Genomic DNA, 18,744 nt, shown 5'->3' with positions numbered 1-18,744 from the left:
TCGCGAAGGGCCAGCCGCAATCTCGAATCAAGCCCTGAACTGCCCCAGGCTCGCCTTCAACTGCGCCGCCAGACTGTCCAACACCTTGCCGCTGGCAGTGGTCTCGACCACCGCCTGGGCGGCTTTTTCGGCCTGGGCGTGGATGGTTTCCACCCGTCCGCGCACCGCTTGGGCGCCCTGGGCCTGATGCGCCGCGGCCTGGGTCGCCAGACCGATAGCCGCATGGACCTGCTCGACGGAAGCCTGCACTGATTGCTGCAGCCGTGCGCTGTCTCGCAGCACCGCCAGGCCCTCGTTCGCTTGGCGCCCAGCCTGGCCAATCGCAGCCACCGCTTCACGCGCGCCTTGTTGCAAGGCGACGATATGCGCCTGGATGTCGCCAGTCGAACTCTGGGTCTTGCTCGCCAGCGCGCGCACCTCGTCCGCCACCACTGCAAATCCGCGCCCGGTTTCGCCTGCCCGCGCCGCTTCGATGGCCGCGTTCAACGCCAGCAGGTTGGTTTGCTCGGCGATGCCATGGATAACCGTCAGGACCACTTCGATCTGCTCGCTCTGCTGCGCCAGCCGCTCGATGACCTTCGCCCCGGTATCGACCTGTCCAGCCAACGCTTCGATCAAACCGCCGACCTTGGCCGCGGTGCGGGTCGTTTCATCGGTGGCCTGGCGAATCTCCACCACCTGCTGCAAGGCCGCCTGCATCGCCTGGCTTTCCGATTGCGCCTCATCGGCCATCTGCGACAACGCCCGCAGGCTTTCGGCCACTTCGTCGCGCTGCATGCCGGCCGCCGCGTCGGCGCCGGAGTTGCGCAGGGTCATCGCACCGATTTCCTGGCCGGTGCGCTGCGCCACGTCACCCGCTTCACGGACGATGGGTTGCAACTTATCGACAAAACGATTGACCGCCGAAGCCATGTCGCCAATCTCGTCCTTGCTGCTGATTTGTACACGCTTGGTCAGATCGCCCTCACCCGCGGCGAGGTCGTTCATCGCGGCGATCAACAGCTTCAAGCGATTGACCACCCGCCGCCCCAGCACCACGGCCAGCAATACCAGCACGCCGAACCCGACCAGCGCCAGGCCCAGGCCGATGCGCCAGCGCAAAGTCCCCGCAGCCTCCTGCACGGTGGCGGCGGTATTGGTCTGCATTTGCGTGGCGGTTGCCTGCGCCGAGCCCAAGCGGCCACGCATGGCGGTGGCGCTGTCGGCGGCTGCGCCCTTGAGGCTGTCACCGACCAATTGGTCACTGCTGGCGATCAATGCGGAGAAGCGCTGGTCCAGTGCTTTCAGATCGGTTTCCACCGAGGCGGTGGAAACGCCCATCAGCACCTTGCCGATTTCCACCCCGTTGGGGTTGATCGACGCCTCAAGGTAATAAACTGACGGATCGTTTTTTGCCGCGTCAAGCACTTTGTCCAGCGCCCGCTCACCCTTGCCTTTTTCCAGCAGGGCCTTGTTGATCGGGTTTTCCCGGTTCAGGTAACGAGTCAGGTGCTCTCCGGCCGCGTCGTCATAAATGACGAAGAGCACGTTGGGATTGCGCTGGGCACGGCGGGCGAATTCGGAAAGGGTCGGCACGTCGCTGTCCCACATGGCACGAGGCGCGACCGAGGCCAAAAGCTGCGCCATATCATTGGCGGAATCCCTCAGGTCTTTTTCCAGAGTCGCACGCAGATGGGCCTGCTCTTCCTTCAGCCGCGAGGACAAACCGGCGTTCAACCGTTGGCGGGTGCTGGCGGAAAGGCTATCGAGGCTTGAGGTGACTTCACGCCCGGCCTGCTCCAGCTCACCGGCGAGTTTCTGGCTGTCAGCCCCCAGGCGCGCGTTCAGGTCGGCCTCCAGCGCAGTGACCGTGCTTCGGGTCAGCGCAACGGCGACCAGCACCTGCACCAAAAGGGCGATACCGAGCGTAACGAAAACAGGCCGCAGCAAACGGCTTTGTAACAGTGAGAGAACGGCCGACACAGGGGAATCCCTCTACTAACGCCATTAAATTGATGGCACTTCACAAGAAGTACTTATTATTAAGGGTGCATAGCAAAGGTCGTGCCGTCTGACCGGCAAAGACGACAAAGGACCCAAACGAGGGTCCTTTGTGTGTTACATCAACGACTTATCAGCCGAAAGGATGACGCAGAACGATGGTTTCGTTGCGGTCCGGCCCCGTCGAAATAATGTCGATCGGCGCACCGACCAGCTCTTCGACGCGTTTGATGTAGTTGCGGGCCGCCACGGGCAGCTCTTCCAGGGTCTTGGCACCCACGGTCGATTCGGTCCAGCCTGGCATCTGCTCGTACACCGGCTCCAGACCGATATAGCTGTCGGCATCGGTCGGTGCGTCGATGACAGCACCGTCCTGATTCTTGTAGCCCACGCAAATGTTGATGGTTTCCAGGCCGTCCAGCACGTCCAGCTTGGTCAGGCACAGGCCCGAGATGCTGTTGACGTCGATGGCGCGACGCAGGATGACGGCATCGAACCAGCCGCAACGACGGGCGCGGCCGGTGGTGGCACCGAACTCGTGACCGCGCTTGGCCAGGAAGGCACCGACGTCGTCGAACAGCTCGGTCGGGAAAGGACCCGAACCGACACGGGTGGTGTAGGCCTTGGTGATACCGAGGATGTAGTCCAGGTACATCGGGCCAAAACCCGAACCGGTGGCGATGCCGCCAGCGGTGGTGTTGGAGCTGGTGACGTATGGGTAGGTGCCGTGGTCGATGTCCAGCAGCGAACCCTGGGCGCCTTCGAACATGATGTCCTTGCCAGCGCGGCGCAGCTCGTGCAGCTCGGCGGTGACGTCGAGCATCATCGGCTTGAGCAGCTCGGCGTATTCCATGCACTCATCCAGGGTTTTCTGGAAGTCGATGGCCGGCTCTTTGTAGTAATTGACCAGGACAAAGTTGTGGTAGTCCAGCAACTCGCCCAGCTTGGCGGCGAAACGTTCGCGGTGGAACAGGTCGCCGATGCGCAGGCCGCGACGGGCGACCTTGTCTTCATAGGCCGGGCCGATGCCGCGACCGGTAGTGCCGATCTTCAGCTCGCCACGGGCCTTTTCACGGGCCTGGTCCAGCGCAACGTGGTAGGACAGGATCAGCGGGCAGGACGGGCTGATGCGCAGGCGCTCGCGCACCGGTACACCCTTCTCTTCCAGCTTGATGATTTCCCGCAGCAGGGCGTCGGGGGCAACCACCACGCCGTTGCCGATCAGGCACTGCACGCCTTCGCGCAGCACGCCCGAGGGGATCAGGTGCAGAACGGTTTTCTCACCGTCGATCACCAAGGTGTGACCTGCGTTGTGGCCGCCCTGGTAGCGCACTACGGCGGCAGCATGTTCGGTCAGCAGATCAACGATCTTGCCTTTGCCCTCATCACCCCACTGGGTGCCCAGGACTACGACATTCTTACCCATAACACTTGTCCTCATTCGCGCAAACTTGGTGCCGGCGATAGCCGGCAGGAAAACTCAAGAAGCCAGCGGCAATACTTGCCAAAGCCCGTTCTGCTGAATCAATTGCCGGTCGCAGTCCGCTTCACGGGCGGCGGCCAAAGGTTGCCCAGGCAATGCCTGGACGACACGCTGACCCTCACTGCGCAACTGGCAGACCATCTGCCAGAGTGCCGCATCCGTACTGTCAGGCATCCAGATACCGCCAGACGGTAGCTCGATCTCAGCACGCCCCAGGGTCACCAGGGTTTTCAAATCGGTAGAGAAGCCGGTCGCCGGACGGGCACGACCGAAATCGGCACCGATGTCGTCGTAGCGACCGCCCTGGGCGATGGACTGCCCAACGCCCGGTACGAATACCGCGAACACCACGCCGGTGTGGTAGTGATAACCGCGCAGTTCACCCAGGTCGAAATACAGCGGCAGCTCCGGGAAACGCACCGACAGACGCTCGGCAATCGCCAGCAGATCGTCCAGGGCCGCCAGCACAGGCGCCGGCGCACCGGCCAGGCGCTCGCGAGCAGCGCTCAGCACTTCACGGCCGCCACACAGGTCCACCAATGCCCGCAGCATGCCAGACAATTGTGTCGGCAGGCCTTCGGTCAGGCTGATGACTTCGTCGATGGCCTTGCGCTGCAACGCATCGAACAACTGCTGCTCCACTTCACCGGACAGCCCCGCCGCCCGCGCCAGGCCACGGTAGATACCAACATGGCCCAGGTCCATGTGGACATCCGGCACGTCAGCCAGTTGCAGCATGGCCAGCATCAGACTGATCACTTCCACGTCGCTGCTCGGGCTCGCGTCGCCGTACAGCTCGGCGCCCAGCTGGATCGGGCTGCGTGAAGACGACAAGGCACGCGGCAAGGCATGCAGGACACTGCCGGCATAGCACAGGCGGCTCGGACCTTCGCGACGCAGGGTGTGGGCATCGATGCGCGCCACTTGTGGCGTGATGTCGGCCCGAAAGCCCATCTGCCGACCCGACTGCGGATCGATGACCTTGAAGGTGCGCAGATCCAGATCCTGGCCCGCGCCGGTCAGCAGGGATTCCAGGTACTCGATATGCGGGGTCACGACAAACTCGTAACCCCAGCTCTGGAACAGATCCAACACCTGCCGACGCGCTACTTCGATACGCGCGGCCTCCGGTGGCAGTACTTCTTCGATGCCATCTGGCAGCAGCCAGCGGTCTACCGTTGCCATTACGCCATTCCCCTATGATCCGGGCGGCCAACTTTCGGGCTGGCCTTGAGTGAAGCAGAAAATGCCCGCGCCAGGCGAAAAACCGCAAACCACGCGCAAGGGCGACGTGACGATTGGCCTTGAATTGGCCTCGCCAAGCACTTTCCTCGAAAAACCTGTCGGGTCATTCCACCCGACGCCTGCAACCAACACCACAATCAAACGTGCAGACGCAAAAAAGCCGGGAATTTCCCGGCTGCCGCATCATACACACGTTTTCCCAAAGGATCACCCCGCCCGACGTTTTAGCCGCCGGGCGGAGTGCTTCAGGTCAACGGCGCATCAAGGCTTGGCCTTTTCCAGGTAATGGAAAAAGTCGCTGCTTGGGTCCAGGACCAGAACGTCGGACTTGTTCGCGAAGCTTTCACGGTAGGCGCGCAGGCTACGATAGAACGCGTAGAACTCCTGATCCTGGCCGTAGGCCTTGGCGTAGATCGCCGCGGCCTGGGCATCGCCATCACCACGGACTTCTTCCGATTCGCGATAGGCCTCGGCCAGCAGCACACGGCGCTGACGATCGGCGTCGGCACGGATGCCTTCGGCCAGCTCGTTACCCTTGGCACGGTGCTCGCGCGCTTCACGCTCACGCTCGGTACTCATGCGCTCGAACACGCTGCGGTTCACTTCCTTCGGCAGATCGATGGCCTTGACGCGGACATCGACTACTTCGATGCCCAGTTCTTTCTCCGCCATCGTGTTCAGCGAACGAGTGATGTCGGACATGAGCGCATCGCGCTCACCGGAGACCACTTCATGCAGGGTACGTTTACCGAACTGGTCACGCAGGCCCGATTCCAGGCGACGGGACAGGCGTTCGTCGGCGATCTGCTTGAGGCCGGACGTCGCAGTGTAGAAGCGCTCGGCATCCTTCACGCGCCACTTGGCGTAGGCATCGACCATTACGGCTTTCTTTTCCAGCGTCAGGAAGCGCTGCGTCGGTGCGTCCAGCGTCATCAGGCGGGCGTCGAACTTGCGCACCTTGTTGACGTACGGCACTTTCACATGCAGCCCTGGCTGGACATCAGCCTGGACCACGCGACCGAATTGCAGCAACACCGCACGCTCGGTCTGAGCCACGATATAGAAGCAGTTCCAGGCAGCGATCGCCACGACAACACCGACAATAAGGGCGATCAGCGATTTATTGCTCATCAGCGACTCTCCCTGGTACGTGCTTGCTGTTGCTGCAGGTCCGCCGCCGCGCGGGCATTGGCTTCATTGCTGGCGGCTGCCGCCGCGCCGGTTGACGGCGTGCCGGTGTTGCGACCGCTCTCGACCATCTTGTCCAGCGGCAGGTACAGCAGATTGCTCTGGCCATTCTTGTTGCCGGTCACGAGGACCTTGCTGGTGTTGCTGAAGACTTCCTGCATGGTGTCCAGGTACAGACGCTGGCGGGTCACTTCAGGAGCCTTGCGGTACTCGGCCACCAGTTTGGTGAAGCGATCAGCCTCACCTTTGGCGCGGGAAACCACCTCATCGCGATAACCGTTGGCATCTTCGATGATGCGCTGGGCCTGGCCACGAGCTTCCGGCACGACGCCGTTGGCGTAGGTTTCGGCCTGGTTGCGCGAGCGCTGCTCGTCTTCACGGGCACGGATCACGTCGTCGAAGGCTTCCTGCACTTCGCGCGGTGCCGCTGCGCTCTGCACGTTGACCTGGGTGACGGTGATACCGGTGCGATAGGTATCGAGGAAGCGTTGCAGGCGCTCCTTGATTTCGCTGGCCATCAGCTCGCGACCTTCGGTCAGCACCTGGTCCATGGCGGTGGAGCCCACCACATGGCGCAAGGCACTTTCAGTCGCATGTTGCAGGCTGATTTCAGGCTGGTCGACGTTCAGCACGAAGTCCTGCAGGTTGGTGATCTTGTACTGCACGGTCAGCGGCACTTCGACGATGTTCTCGTCTTCGGTGAGCATCTGGCCCTGCTTGGTGTAGGCACGCTCACGCGTGACGTTCTCCATGTACTTCTGGTCGATCGGCGGGAAATAGATGTTCAGGCCCGGGCCGACGGTTTCGTAGTACTTGCCGAAGCGCAGCACCACGGCTTGCTCCTGCTCGTCCACGACATATACCGCGCTGTACAGCCAGACAGCCGCAAGCACGACAAGGCCGATGCCGAGCAGGCCGAAACCGCCGCCTCTGCCCGGACGGCTGCCGCCATCGTCACCACGTTTCTTACCACCACCGAACAAACCGTTCAGGCTTTCCTGCAGCTTGCGGAAGGCCTCGTCGAGATCCGGTGGTCCCTTGCGGTCGCCGTTATTACGACGCTTGCCGCCCCAGGGATCCTGGTTGTTCGAGTTGCCACCCGGCTCATTCCAAGCCATAGCGCTCTCCATCTGATAAAGCAAAGACGCACCCACGGCGCGCCGGCCAATGCTACAGAATGCCTGACACAGCTTTCTCAGGCTTTTATTGCAAAGTGTGTTGCTCGATGAATTCCATCGGTTGCAGCCCTTCACGACTGACCAGCCGGTTCAGTTCCGACCGAGGCAGGCGAACGGCCAGCAGGCAGACACCGTCTTCGTCGTGTTCTTCTTTCTGCACCGCCCCCAACTCGAAGAACTGGGCACGCAGCCGGGCGAAACGCTGTGGCAGTTTCAAGGTACCGACAAACAGGTCGTCGCCCAACAGCTCCGCCACGGCCTGCTTGAGCAGGTCCAGGCCGCTGCCATCACGCGCCGACAGCCAGACCCGCTGCGGCTTGCCGTCGGCATCGCGCTGGATCTGCGGTTCCACGCCTTCGAGCAAATCGAGTTTGTTGTATACCTCGAGGATCGGCAAGTCCTGCGCCCCGATCTCGCCCAGCACCACCATCACCTGCTCGATCTGCAGCATCCGGTCCGGTTCGGCAGCATCGATCACGTGCAGCAGCAGGTCGGAGTTGCTCGACTCTTCGAGCGTAGCCCGGAAAGCCTCGACCAGCTTATGCGGCAGGTGCCGGATGAAGCCTACGGTGTCGGCCAGCACGATCGGCCCGAGGTCGTCCAGGTCGAGCCGGCGCAGGGTCGGGTCGAGCGTGGCGAACAACTGGTCGGCCGCGTAGACGTCGGACTGGGTAACGTGATTGAACAGCGTCGATTTGCCGGCGTTGGTATACCCCACCAGTGAAACCGTCGGGATGTCCGCCCGCTTGCGGCCGCGTCGCGACTGCTCGCGCTGGCTGCGGACTTTCTCCAGCCGCCCCTTGATCTGGCGCAGGCGAACCCGCAGCAGGCGGCGGTCGGTTTCCAGCTGGGTTTCACCCGGGCCGCGCAGGCCGATACCACCTTTTTGACGCTCAAGGTGAGTCCAGCCGCGAACCAGCCGTGTGCTCATGTGCTCAAGCTGGGCCAGTTCGACCTGGAGCTTGCCTTCATGGGTACGCGCGCGTTGGGCAAAGATGTCGAGAATCAGCCCGGTGCGGTCGATCACGCGACACTCGAAGACACGTTCGAGGTTACGTTCCTGACTGGGCGTAAGAATGTGATTGAAAATCACCAGATCGATGTGCTCGGCCTTGACCAGGTCGCGCAACTCCTCGACCTTGCCACTGCCGATCAGGAATTTGGCGGTTGGCCGATGACGCGGCACGTTGAAAAACGCGACGGTCTCGGCGCCGGCCGAAATTGCCAATTCCTGAAACTCCTGCGGATCTTCGCGCGCCTCAGGGTCCTGTCCTTCCAAGTGAACGAGAATAGTCCGCTCACCACCACCGTGGCGCTCAAAGAACAAAGGAGGCTCCTATCAAGCGTTACCCGGCTCAGCGTCAGCGCCTTCAGATTCGGTTGCGCTAGGCAGACGAATTGGACGAACCGGCACCACTGTCGAGATAGCGTGTTTGTAGACCATCTGGCTGACGGTGTTTTTCAGCAGGATGACGAACTGGTCGAAAGACTCGATCGTGCCTTGCAGTTTGATCCCGTTGACCAGATAGATGGACACCCCAACTTTCTCTTTACGTAAAGTGTTCAAGTAAGGGTCTTGTAGCGAATGCCCTTTTGACATGTGCCGCACTCCTTTAAGGATCAATTATAAAAATCGGAATCAGATGGCTTGGGCCGTCACACCCCCAAGGATAGACGGCAATTGCAAGGACTCAGCTCAATATGGAGATGGTCCCAAGGTATTTCAAGGCGCGTGGCAGATTGTCGCAATCAAGGCTGTCGAGCCAATGCAAGTCAGTCCAGCTGCGCAACCAGGTGAACTGGCGCTTCGCCAATTGGCGCGTGGCGATAATCCCACGCTCGCGCATCTCGGCTGACGTCAGCTTGCCGTCCAGGTAATCCCAGACTTGTCGATAACCTACCGCACGTATAGACGGCAACCCGGCATGCAGGTCACTTCGCTCACGCAGGGCTACGACCTCGTCTATGAACCCCTGTTCCAACATCAATGTGAATCTTTGTTCAATACGCTGATGCAACACTTGCCGGTTCGCCGGAGCGATGGCCAGATTCGCGACAGTATAGGGCAATTGTTGCAGTCCCGAAGCGGCTGCTTCAGTACTTTGCGCAGATTGTCGCTGGCGCAGGGCCGTCATGCTCTGGCCGCTGACCCGATAGACCTCCAGCGCCCGGCTGAGCCGCTGCGGGTCGTTGGGGTGAATACGCGCCGCCGATTCCGGGTCAATGGCCGCCAATTGCTCATGCAGCGCCTGCCAGCCAAGGCGCGCAGCCTCTTCTTCGATCTGCGCGCGCACCTCGGAATCGGCCGCCGGCATGTCCGCCAGCCCGTCGACCAAGGCCTTGTAATACAGCATGGTGCCGCCTACCAGCAGCGGAATCTTGCCCCGCGCGGTGATCTCGGCCATGGCCTGGAGCGCATCACGGCGAAAATCGGCTGCCGAGTAAGCGTCGGCCGGGTCGAGGATATCGATCAGGCGGTGGGGAAATTCAGCCAGCAGTTCTTTCGATGGCTTGGCGGTGCCGATGTCCATGCCCCGATAGACCAACGCCGAGTCGACGCTGATCAACTCGCAGGGCAGCACCTTGGTCAGTTCGATGGCCAGGTCGGTCTTGCCGGCGGCCGTCGGCCCCATCAGGAAGATCGCCGGTGGGAGCTGGCTCATCAGCGACCGCGCAGGAACAGTTTGTCCAGGTCGTCCAGGCCCAATTGGGTCCAGGTCGGCCGGCCATGGTTGCATTGACCGCTGCGCTCGGTGTTTTCCATGTCCCGCAGCAGGCCGTTCATTTCCGGCAGGGCCAGGCGCCGGTTGGCGCGGATTGCGCCGTGGCAGGCCATGGTGCCGAGCAGTTCGTTCAGGTGCGCCTGGATCCGGTCACTGGTGCCGTACTCCATCAGGTCCGCCAGCACGTCGCTGACCAGGCGATTGGCCTCGGCCTGTTTCAACAAGGCCGGGATCTGCCGGATCGCCAGGGTCTCCGGGCCGAGGCGCTGCAACTCGAAGCCCAGGCGCTGGAACCAGCTCACATGCTCTTCGGCGCAATCGGCTTCGCGCTGACTGACGGCCAGGGACTCGGGCACCAGCAGCGGTTGCCCGCTCAAGCCTTCACTGGCCATGGCGATCTTCAATCGTTCGTACATGATCCGCTCGTGAGCGGCATGCATGTCCACCAGGACCAGGCCCTGGGCGTTTTCGGAAAGAATGTAGATGCCTTTGAGCTGCGCCAGGGCATAGCCCAGCGGCGGGATATCACCCTGGCCATCGGGCAATGCCGCCGCACCGGTCTCCGGCAGCGGCTTGAAAAATTCGCGATAGGCAGCCTGGGCCTCCGCCGCCGGCACATTCGACTGAGGACGCGGTGTGTATTGGTATTGATAGCCGCTGCCGGCACCGCTGCCGGCCGTGTTATAGACCGGCTGGGGCTGGGGTTGCTCAAGCAGCGCGTTGGCCGCCAGGCGCATTTCGCCCTGGGGACCGAATTCGCCAGCTTCCAGTCCGCTGGGCCGGACCATGCCGGCCACCGCCGCCGGGGCCGCCAATTGATCTTCAGGACGCACGTCGCCCAGGGCGCGATGCAAAGTGCCGTAGAGGAAGTCATGGACCATGCGCCCGTCACGGAACCGCACTTCGTGCTTGGTCGGGTGCACGTTGACGTCCACCACCGAAGGGTCGACCTCGAAAAACAGCACGAAGGTCGGATGCCGGCCGTTGAACAGCACATCGCGATACGCCTGGCGCACCGCGTGGGCCACGAGCTTGTCGCGCACCGCGCGGCCATTCACATAGAAATACTGCAAGTCCGCCTGGCTGCGGGAGAACGTCGGCAAGCCAACCCAGCCCCACAGGTGCAGGCCATTGCGCTCCACCTCGATGGGCAACGCCTGCTCGAGGAAACCCGCACCGCACACCGCGCCCACGCGTCGGGCACGGGCCGCATCATCGTGGGCCTCGTGCAGGCTGAGGATGGTCTTGCCGTTGTGGCGCAAATGGAACGCCACGTCAAAACGCGCCAGGGCCAGGCGTTTGATGACTTCCTGCAAATGATCGAATTCGGTCTTTTCAGCCTTGAGGAACTTGCGCCGGGCCGGGGTATTGAAGAACAGGTCGCGCACTTCTACCGAGGTGCCCACCGGATGCGCGGCGGGCTGGACGCGAGAAGCCATGTCGCGGCCTTCGGTCTCGACCTGCCAGGCCTGGTCGGCGTCGCGGGTGCGGGACGTCAGCGTCAGACGCGACACCGAGCTGATGGACGCCAGCGCCTCGCCACGAAACCCCAGGCTCATGACCCGCTCAAGGTCTTCCAGGTCGCGGATCTTGCTGGTGGCGTGACGAGCCAGCGCCAGCGGCAGGTCGTCGGCGGGAATGCCGCGACCGTCGTCGCGCACCCGCAGCAGCTTGACGCCACCTTGCTCGACATCGACGTCGATGCGCTTGGCACCGGAATCGAGGCTGTTTTCCAGCAGTTCCTTGATCACCGACGCCGGGCGCTCGACCACCTCACCGGCGGCGATCTGGTTCGCCAGCCGCGGGCTGAGCAGTTCGATGCGAGCGTTGCTGCCGATCACGTCATCCGTCATTGCTTGACCGCCACTTCGTTGCCGGGAATGGTCAGGGTCTGTCCGATCTTCAGCTCGTCGCTCTGCAGGTTATTGGCGCTGCGCAAGGTAGCGGGCGACACCTGGTAGCGCACAGCGATCATCGCCAGGGTTTCGCCAGGACTGACGCGATGATCCCGTGGCCCTTGGGCAATCTTGCCCGAATCGCGCAGCCAGGCGATGTAGGTGCCCGGCGGCGGGTTCTGCTGGAAGAACTGCCGCACACCGCTGCTGATGGAGCGGGCCAGGGCCTGCTGATGGCTCGCGGAAGACAGTTTCGAGGCTTCGTTGGCGTTGGAGATAAACCCGGTTTCCACGAGGATCGACGGGATATCCGGCGACTTGAGCACCATGAATCCAGCCTGTTCGACGCGTTGCTTGTGCAACGGGGTAACGCGACCGATGTTGCTCAGGACCTTTTGCCCAACGTTCAGGCTGGACGTCAACGAGGCGGTCATCGACAGATCCAGCAACACGCCGGCGAGCATCCGGTCCTTGTCGTCGAGACTGACGTTGCCGGCACCGCCGATCAGGTCGGAACGGTTTTCACTGTCGGCCAGCCAGCGCGCGGTCTCGGAAGTGGCGCCACGATCAGACAAGGCAAATACCGAGGCGCCGAACGCAGCCTTCGAAGGCGCGGCGTCGGCGTGGATCGAGACGAACAGGTCCGCACCTTTCTTGCGGGCGATCTCGGTGCGGCCACGCAACGGAATGAAGTAATCACCAGTGCGGGTCAGCTCGGCGCGAAAGCCCTTCATGCCGTTGACCTGGCGCTGCAACTCCCGGGCGATGGCCAGCACCACGTCTTTCTCACGCTGACCGCGCGAGCCCGAGGCGCCAGGGTCTTCGCCACCGTGGCCGGCATCGATGACCACGATGATGTCGCGCTTGCCGGCCGGCGCAGGTGGCAGCTTGAGCGCAGGCTCGGTGGGTGTGACCGGAACGGCAGGCACCGTCGCGACCTTGGTCGGGGGCGGTGGGGCTGGCGCGGCGTCGGCCGGGTTATCGAACAGATCCACCACCAACCGGTTGCCGTATTGGGCGTTGGGCGCGAGGGTGAAACTCTTCGGGGTCACGGCCTGTTTCAGGTCGATGACCACTCGCAGGTCGGTGGGCGTGCGCTGGGCCGAACGCATCGCGGTAATCGGCGTGTTGGCCGTGGGCACGTTCAGCGGCGCGCCCAGGGATGCACCGTTGATGTCGATCACCAGGCGATCCGGGGCCGCGAGAGTGAACACGCTGTGCTGCACCGGGCCTGTCAGGTCGAACACCAGCCGGGTGTTGTCCGGCGCCCGCCAGAGGCGAACACTGTTGACCTTTGTCTCAGCCACAGCATCGACGGCCAGTGCCGTAAGCAACAGTCCTACGACAGCAACCACCGCGCGAAAGCGCATACCAAACCCCATCATCAATTAGTTTTCCAGTGCCAGAGCGGCACACCACGACTCGCCACGCGAGCCTTGCGGCGTGAGTTTCAGCGAACGCCCGCCGTTCTGCGCGCCAATGGTAATGGTCAGGTCGGGCTTTGGCAAAAAGCCTGCACCCTTCTGAGGCCATTCGATCAGGCACAAGGCGTCATCTTCGAAATAATCACGGATCCCGAGAAACTCCAGCTCCTCAGGATCGACCAGTCGATACAGGTCGAAATGGAAGGCGCGGGTATCTCCGATCTCGTAGGGCTCGACCAACGTGAACGTGGGGCTCTTGACCGAGCCGACATGCCCGAGGCCGCGAATGATGCCACGGGACAGGGTGGTTTTCCCCGCGCCGAGGTCACCTTCGAGAAAAATCAGACCATGGCCTGCGGTGATCTGCGCGATGCGGGCGCCAAATTGTGTCATGGCTTGTTCATCCGCCACGTACAGGGTTACTTCAGACACGGTGAATGCTCCTCCAACAACTGACGAATGGCCGGAATCAGATCGGTCGCGGCCAATCCGCGGCCCGAGCGACCGACCTGCACCCCGGCATTGGCATGCAGCCAGACGGCCAGGCACGCAGCCTCGAATCCTTCCATTCCCTGGGCCAGCAAAGCGCCGGCCACGCCAGCAAGGACATCCCCCAGGCCAGCGGTGGCCATCGCCGGATGACCCTGGCCGCAAACTGCCAGGCGCCCGTCCGGACTGGCGATCAGGCTACCGGCGCCTTTGAGAATCACGCAGGCTCGGTATTTTTTGCTCAATGCGTGGGCCGCCGCTGGACGATCGGCCTGCACCTGCACGGTGGAAATCCCCAGCAGTCGCGCGGCCTCGCCCGGATGCGGGGTGATGATGCACTGTTCCGGCAGACTGACCACGCCATGGCTCAACAAATTCAGCGCATCGGCATCCCACACCTGCGGCAGCGACGCATTGGCCGCCGCCGACAACAGGCTGCGGCCCCAGGCGGCCTGGCCCAGGCCCGGCCCCACCACCAGCACGCTGGCCTGCTTGAGCAGCCCCATCAACTGGTTAGCCGAATGGGTGCCTTGCACCATCACCTCGGGCAAACGCATCAGCGCGGCGGCCACGTGCTCGCTGCGGGTCGCCATCGAAACCATTCCCGCACCGCTGCGCAGGGCGCTTTCGGCGCTCATCTGGATGGCGCCGCCAAAACCGCGGTCGCCACCAATCAACAGCACATGACCAAACTTGCCCTTGTGGGCTGAAGGCGCACGAGGCGGCAGACGCGGCAGGTTATGCGGCAAGAGTAATCGAGCGTCGGCCGGCGCCGCTTCAACGATGTCCGGGTCCGCGTGCAAGTCGTTGAAAACCAATTCCCCGACCCGGTCCGCCGCATCGCCGGTGAACAGGCCAAGCTTCAGGCCAATGAAGGTCACGGTCAGGTCCGCCGCCACCGCGGTGCCCAGCACCCGACCGGTATCGGCACACAATCCGGAAGGGATATCGACCGCGGCAACCGGTAACCCGCTGACATTGATCGTGTCGATTGCCCGGACATACGGTTCGCGGACGTCACCGCTCACCCCGGTGCCGAGCAACGCGTCGAGCAGGACACCGCGCAATTCGCAATCATCCGACCAGGGCTCCACCGGCACACCGACCGCCACGGCTTCGGCATGGGCATTGGCGGCATCCCCCAGCAACCGCCGGGGTTCGCCTACCGCCAGCACCCGGACCGACCAGCCGGCGCGCCGGGCCAAAGTCGCCACCAGGTAGCCATCGCCGGCGTTGTTGCCATGGCCGGCAAACACGGTCAACTCAGCGGCTTCCGGCCAGCGCCGGACGATCGCTCGCCAGGTTGCGCGCGCGGCGCGCTGCATCAATTCGAAGCCGCTGGTGCCCGCCGCGATCAGTTGTGCGTCGAGGGCCCGGACTTGCGCGGCACTGTACAGCGCGTCGGGAAATTCATCTTTAGTCTGCGGCATGCGTCTTCGGGCTCCGATGTCTGGCAGAATTATACGCATCTCAGCTCCGGTTTCTCTCGCCTCATGCCTGCCATTCCCACAGACCTCCCCGCTCTCGCCCAATCCATCAAGGACTGGGGCCGCGAGCTGGGTTTCCAGCAAGTCGGCATCAGCGGCCTGGACCTTGGCGAGCATGAGCAGCACTTGCAACGCTGGCTCGAAGCCGGCTACCACGGCGAAATGGATTACATGGGCGCCCACGGCAGCAAACGCTCGCACCCGGAAGAACTGGTTCCGGGCACGCTGCGAGTGGTGTCCCTGCGCATGGATTACCTGCCGGGCGACACCCGAATGGCGCAATTGCTCGGCGAACCGGAAAAAGCCTACGTCTCGCGTTATGCGTTGGGCCGCGATTACCACAAATTGATCCGTAAACGCGTGCAGCAACTGGCAGAAAAAATCCAGGCAGCCATCGGCCCCTTCGGCTATCGCGCGTTTGTCGACAGTGCCCCGGTGCTGGAAAAAGCCATTGCCGAACAGGCTGGACTGGGCTGGATCGGCAAAAACACCTTGGTGCTGAACCGCAAGGCCGGGAGCTATTTTTTCCTCAGCGAACTGTTCGTCGACCTGCCCCTGCCGGTGGACCCGCCCCATGGCACCGAGCATTGCGGAAAATGCACTGCCTGCCTGGACATCTGTCCGACCAACGCCTTCGTTGGTCCGTACGTATTGGATGCCCGGCGTTGCATCTCCTACCTCACGATCGAACTGAAAAACGCCATCCCCGAGGAACTGCGGCCGCTGATCGGCAATCGGGTGTTCGGTTGCGATGACTGCCAGATCGTCTGCCCGTGGAATCGCTTCGCCCGGCCGTCCGCGGAAGGCGACTTCAAGCCACGCCACAACCTGGACAATGCCGAACTGGCCGAGCTGTTCATGTGGGATGAGGACAGGTTTCTCAGCAGCACCGAAGGCTCGCCATTGCGCCGCGCCGGTTATGAGCGCTGGCTGCGCAACCTGGCGGTGGGGCTGGGCAACGCACCGACGACAATTCCCGTGCTGGAGGCATTGAAGGCGCGACAGGACTATCCGTCAGCCCTGGTGCAGGAACATGTGCAATGGGCGCTGCGCCAACATGCCGAGCGTCAGACTTCGTCGTTATAAACGAACTTGGGCATTTCCCAGTGGAACCGGATCGCCAGGAGCCGCAGCAGGAAACCACCAAACAGGGTGATCAGAATCGCCTGCTCGCTGGGCAATTGCAGGAAGACACACAGCAGGTAGCACCACGCGGCGGCGAACGAGACGCTGGCATAGAGTTCGCGACGGAAAATCAGCGGGATATCGTTACAGAAGATATCCCGGAGAATGCCGCCAAACACCCCGGTAATCACCCCACTGACCGAGGCCACCAACATGCCATGGCCCATTTCCAGCGCGGTCATGCAGCCGATCAAGGTAAACGCCACCAGCCCAACGGCATCGAGCACCAGGAATAGCGAGCGCAGGTGACGCATCCAGCGCGCCAGGATTACTGTCAGCATGGCCGCCGCGGTGGTCAGCACCAGGTATTCCGGATGCTTGACCCAGGTCAGCGGGTAATGCCCCAGCAGCACGTCGCGCACCGAGCCGCCACCCAGTGCCGTGATGCAGGCGATCAGCACCACGCCAAACCAGTCCATGCCACGCCGCCCGGCAGACAGCGCGCCGGTCATGGCTTCGGCGGTAATGGCGATCAGATACAGCATCAGCAACATGGTGGCAGTCCTTGCGGGAAGGCGCGCAGTCTAGCCAGTTTGGGCAGGCACCAAAAGAGGGCGCGGCGCCGAGCCTGGCTGAGAGGATCCCCTGTGGCGAGGGAGCTTGCTCCCGCTCGGCTGCGCAGCAGTCGCAAACCAGACAATTGAGTCGTCCTGGAAAACTGCTGGGGCCTGCTTTGCAGGTCAGCGGGAGCAAGCTCCCTAGCCACAAAAGCAATCTCGCCAGTCGCTGGGGTGCCGTTTAGAACTTGATGAAGTGCTTGCGATAATGCTGCAACTCGGCGATGGATTCGCGGATGTCATCCAGGGCCAGGTGCGTGCTGCCTTTCTGGAAACTGTCACGCACTTCTGGCGCCCAGCGGGCGGCCAGCTCCTTGAGCGTGGAGACATCCAGGTTGCGGTAATGGAAATAGCTTTCCAGGGATTTCATGTGGGTATAAAGGAAGCGCCGGTCCTGGCAGATGCTGTTGCCACAGATCGGCGACTTGCCCCTTGGCACCCATTGTTCCAGGAAAGCGATGGTCTGGGCTTCGGCCTCGGCCATGCTGATCCTGCTCTCGCGCACCCGTTGGGTCAGGCCCGAGCCGCCGTGCTGGCGGGTGTTCCACTCGTCCATGCCGGCCAGCACCTCATCACTGTGGTGGATCGCAATCACCGGACCTTCGGCCAGGGTGTTGAGGTCGCTGTCGGTGACGATGGTAGCCATTTCGATGATGACGTCGGTGTCAGGGTTCAGACCGGTCATTTCCAGGTCGATCCAGATCAGGTTCTGCGGGTTTTGCATGGGGGAGCTCCTCGGCTTAGCTGCGCAGTTTAGCCTAGGCAACCGGTCGGGCGTGCTAAACTCGCCGCCGTTTTACCCTATTCGCTGCATTTCTTCATACGGAACACCCATGGCCAAACGCCAACTCAATCGTCGTCAGAACTGGCGCATCGAAAAGATCCAGGGCGAGCGCGCCGCCCGCGCAGCCAAACGTGAATCCAGTGCCGTCGAGGCCCTGGAGGGCGGAGACCTGGGCCCTGAGCAGACCGGCCTGGTGATCGCGCATTTCGGCGTCCAGGTCGAGGTCGAGGCCCAGGAAGGCGAGTTGGCCGGCCAGGTATTCCGTTGCCACTTGCGGGCCAACCTGCCGGCGCTGGTAACCGGCGACCAGGTGGTCTGGCGGGCCGGCAACCAGGGCATCGGCGTGATCGTCGCGCAACTGCCGCGCCACACCGAGCTGCGCCGCCCGGACAGCCGGGGCCAGCTCAAGCCGGTGGCGGCCAACGTCGACATGATCGTCATTGTCTTCGCCCCGCTGCCCGAGCCCCACGCCAACCTGATCGATCGGTATCTGGTGGCGGCCGAACACGCCGGCATTCGCCCGTTGCTGTTGCTCAACAAGTTCGACTTGATCGACGAGCACAATGCCCCGGCGCTGAACGCCCTGCTGTCGGTCTATCGGGATCTGGGTTACCCGGTGCTGGAAGTATCGGCCCATCACGGCAACGGCATGGAGCAACTGCAACAGCAACTCGACGGGCGCATCAGCGTATTCGTCGGCCAGTCCGGCGTCGGCAAGTCATCGCTGGTCAACAGCCTGCTGCCAGAAGTCGAAACCCGCGTCGGGCCGTTGTCCGAGCTGTCCGGCCAGGGCACCCACACGACCACTACCGCGCGGCTGTTCCACTTTCCCGGCGGCGGTGAGCTGATCGACTCGCCGGGCATCCGCGAATTTGGCCTGGGCCACGTCAGCCGGGCGGATGTCGAAGCCGGGTTCATTGAATTCAACGACCTGATCGGCACCTGCCGCTTCCGCGACTGCAAGCACGACCGCGAGCCTGGCTGCGCCTTGCTCAAGGCCCTGGAAGAAGGCCGCGTGCACCAACAACGGATGAACAGCTACCGCTCGATCATCGCGAGCTTGCCGGAAAGCAGTTACTGACCTGCACGCAATGTAGGCTCGATCATTCTGTGGCGGGGGGGGGGG

16 protein-coding genes are annotated in these 18,744 nt (G+C 62.7%); 2 read left to right on the top strand and 14 right to left on the bottom strand.

Features of this window, described 5'->3' with window-relative positions; translation table 11 throughout:
* Window positions 1-27 precede the first annotated feature (27 nt).
* From ACE04F_RS28355 to ACE04F_RS28300, 12 genes are all read right to left on the bottom strand, one after another.
* Window positions 28-1,962, bottom strand: coding sequence for a methyl-accepting chemotaxis protein (locus ACE04F_RS28355; protein ID WP_486110949.1), 1,935 nt, complete (start codon window positions 1,960-1,962; stop codon window positions 28-30).
* 151 nt (window positions 1,963-2,113) lie between these two features.
* Window positions 2,114-3,406: an adenylosuccinate synthase gene (locus ACE04F_RS28350; protein ID WP_039592540.1), complete on the bottom strand. Its 1,293-nt coding sequence runs from the start codon at window positions 3,404-3,406 to the stop codon at window positions 2,114-2,116.
* A gap of 54 nt (window positions 3,407-3,460) precedes the next feature.
* Entirely contained in the window at window positions 3,461-4,648 is a 1,188-nt protein-coding gene (locus tag ACE04F_RS28345; RefSeq protein ID WP_486110946.1) for an ATP phosphoribosyltransferase regulatory subunit, read from the bottom strand.
* A 321-nt stretch (window positions 4,649-4,969) separates the two neighbouring features.
* Complete coding sequence (hflC, locus tag ACE04F_RS28340; RefSeq protein WP_305497195.1) at window positions 4,970-5,839, bottom strand: protease modulator HflC; 870 nt, start codon at window positions 5,837-5,839, stop codon at window positions 4,970-4,972.
* On the bottom strand, window positions 5,839-7,014 hold the full coding sequence (hflK, locus tag ACE04F_RS28335) for an FtsH protease activity modulator HflK (RefSeq protein ID WP_434570002.1): 1,176 nt from the start codon (window positions 7,012-7,014) through the stop codon (window positions 5,839-5,841). Before hflK ends, hflC begins: the two co-directional genes overlap by 1 nt.
* 85 nt (window positions 7,015-7,099) lie before the next feature.
* Window positions 7,100-8,401, bottom strand: coding sequence for a ribosome rescue GTPase HflX (gene hflX, locus ACE04F_RS28330; protein WP_434602657.1), 1,302 nt, complete (start codon window positions 8,399-8,401; stop codon window positions 7,100-7,102).
* Window positions 8,402-8,413: 12 nt separating this feature from the next.
* The gene (hfq, locus tag ACE04F_RS28325) at window positions 8,414-8,674 is read right to left on the bottom strand and encodes an RNA chaperone Hfq (RefSeq protein ID WP_058546527.1); all 261 of its coding nucleotides are present in this window, start codon (window positions 8,672-8,674) and stop codon (window positions 8,414-8,416) included.
* A gap of 91 nt (window positions 8,675-8,765) precedes the next feature.
* Complete coding sequence (gene miaA / locus ACE04F_RS28320; protein WP_486110942.1) at window positions 8,766-9,737, bottom strand: tRNA (adenosine(37)-N6)-dimethylallyltransferase MiaA; 972 nt, start codon at window positions 9,735-9,737, stop codon at window positions 8,766-8,768.
* Window positions 9,737-11,650, bottom strand: coding sequence for a DNA mismatch repair endonuclease MutL (mutL, locus tag ACE04F_RS28315; RefSeq protein ID WP_486110940.1), 1,914 nt, complete (start codon window positions 11,648-11,650; stop codon window positions 9,737-9,739). The genes miaA and mutL overlap by 1 nt, the downstream gene beginning before the upstream one ends.
* The gene (locus ACE04F_RS28310; protein ID WP_370871022.1) at window positions 11,647-13,077 is read right to left on the bottom strand and encodes an N-acetylmuramoyl-L-alanine amidase; all 1,431 of its coding nucleotides are present in this window, start codon (window positions 13,075-13,077) and stop codon (window positions 11,647-11,649) included. Before ACE04F_RS28310 ends, mutL begins: the two co-directional genes overlap by 4 nt.
* A gap of 3 nt (window positions 13,078-13,080) precedes the next feature.
* Window positions 13,081-13,548: a tRNA (adenosine(37)-N6)-threonylcarbamoyltransferase complex ATPase subunit type 1 TsaE gene (gene tsaE, locus ACE04F_RS28305; RefSeq protein WP_434602654.1), complete on the bottom strand. Its 468-nt coding sequence runs from the start codon at window positions 13,546-13,548 to the stop codon at window positions 13,081-13,083.
* Window positions 13,536-15,035 (bottom strand): NAD(P)H-hydrate dehydratase, encoded by a 1,500-nt coding sequence (locus tag ACE04F_RS28300; RefSeq protein WP_486110937.1) that lies wholly within the window; start codon window positions 15,033-15,035, stop codon window positions 13,536-13,538. Before ACE04F_RS28300 ends, tsaE begins: the two co-directional genes overlap by 13 nt.
* A 63-nt stretch (window positions 15,036-15,098) precedes the next feature.
* On the opposite strand from ACE04F_RS28300, the gene queG reads away from it, so the two are divergent.
* Complete coding sequence (queG, locus tag ACE04F_RS28295; RefSeq protein ID WP_434626381.1) at window positions 15,099-16,178, top strand: tRNA epoxyqueuosine(34) reductase QueG; 1,080 nt, start codon at window positions 15,099-15,101, stop codon at window positions 16,176-16,178.
* Here the strand turns inward: queG and ACE04F_RS28290 are convergent.
* Both ACE04F_RS28290 and orn read right to left on the bottom strand, forming a co-directional pair.
* Complete coding sequence (locus ACE04F_RS28290) at window positions 16,160-16,771, bottom strand: trimeric intracellular cation channel family protein (protein WP_486110934.1); 612 nt, start codon at window positions 16,769-16,771, stop codon at window positions 16,160-16,162. The two genes, queG and ACE04F_RS28290, sit on opposite strands and share 19 nt — an antisense overlap.
* A gap of 244 nt (window positions 16,772-17,015) precedes the next feature.
* Window positions 17,016-17,558 (bottom strand): oligoribonuclease, encoded by a 543-nt coding sequence (gene orn, locus ACE04F_RS28285; RefSeq protein WP_305497212.1) that lies wholly within the window; start codon window positions 17,556-17,558, stop codon window positions 17,016-17,018.
* 109 nt (window positions 17,559-17,667) lie between these two features.
* Here orn and rsgA point away from each other — a divergent pair, with 109 nt between their 5' ends.
* Complete coding sequence (gene rsgA / locus ACE04F_RS28280) at window positions 17,668-18,699, top strand: small ribosomal subunit biogenesis GTPase RsgA (RefSeq protein ID WP_486110932.1); 1,032 nt, start codon at window positions 17,668-17,670, stop codon at window positions 18,697-18,699.
* Window positions 18,700-18,744 lie beyond the last annotated feature (45 nt).

This window comes from Pseudomonas sp. AGC41, from assembly GCF_057334555.1.
The sequence above is the reverse complement of the archived record's forward strand: the minus strand, read 5'-3'. Positions and strand labels throughout refer to the sequence as shown.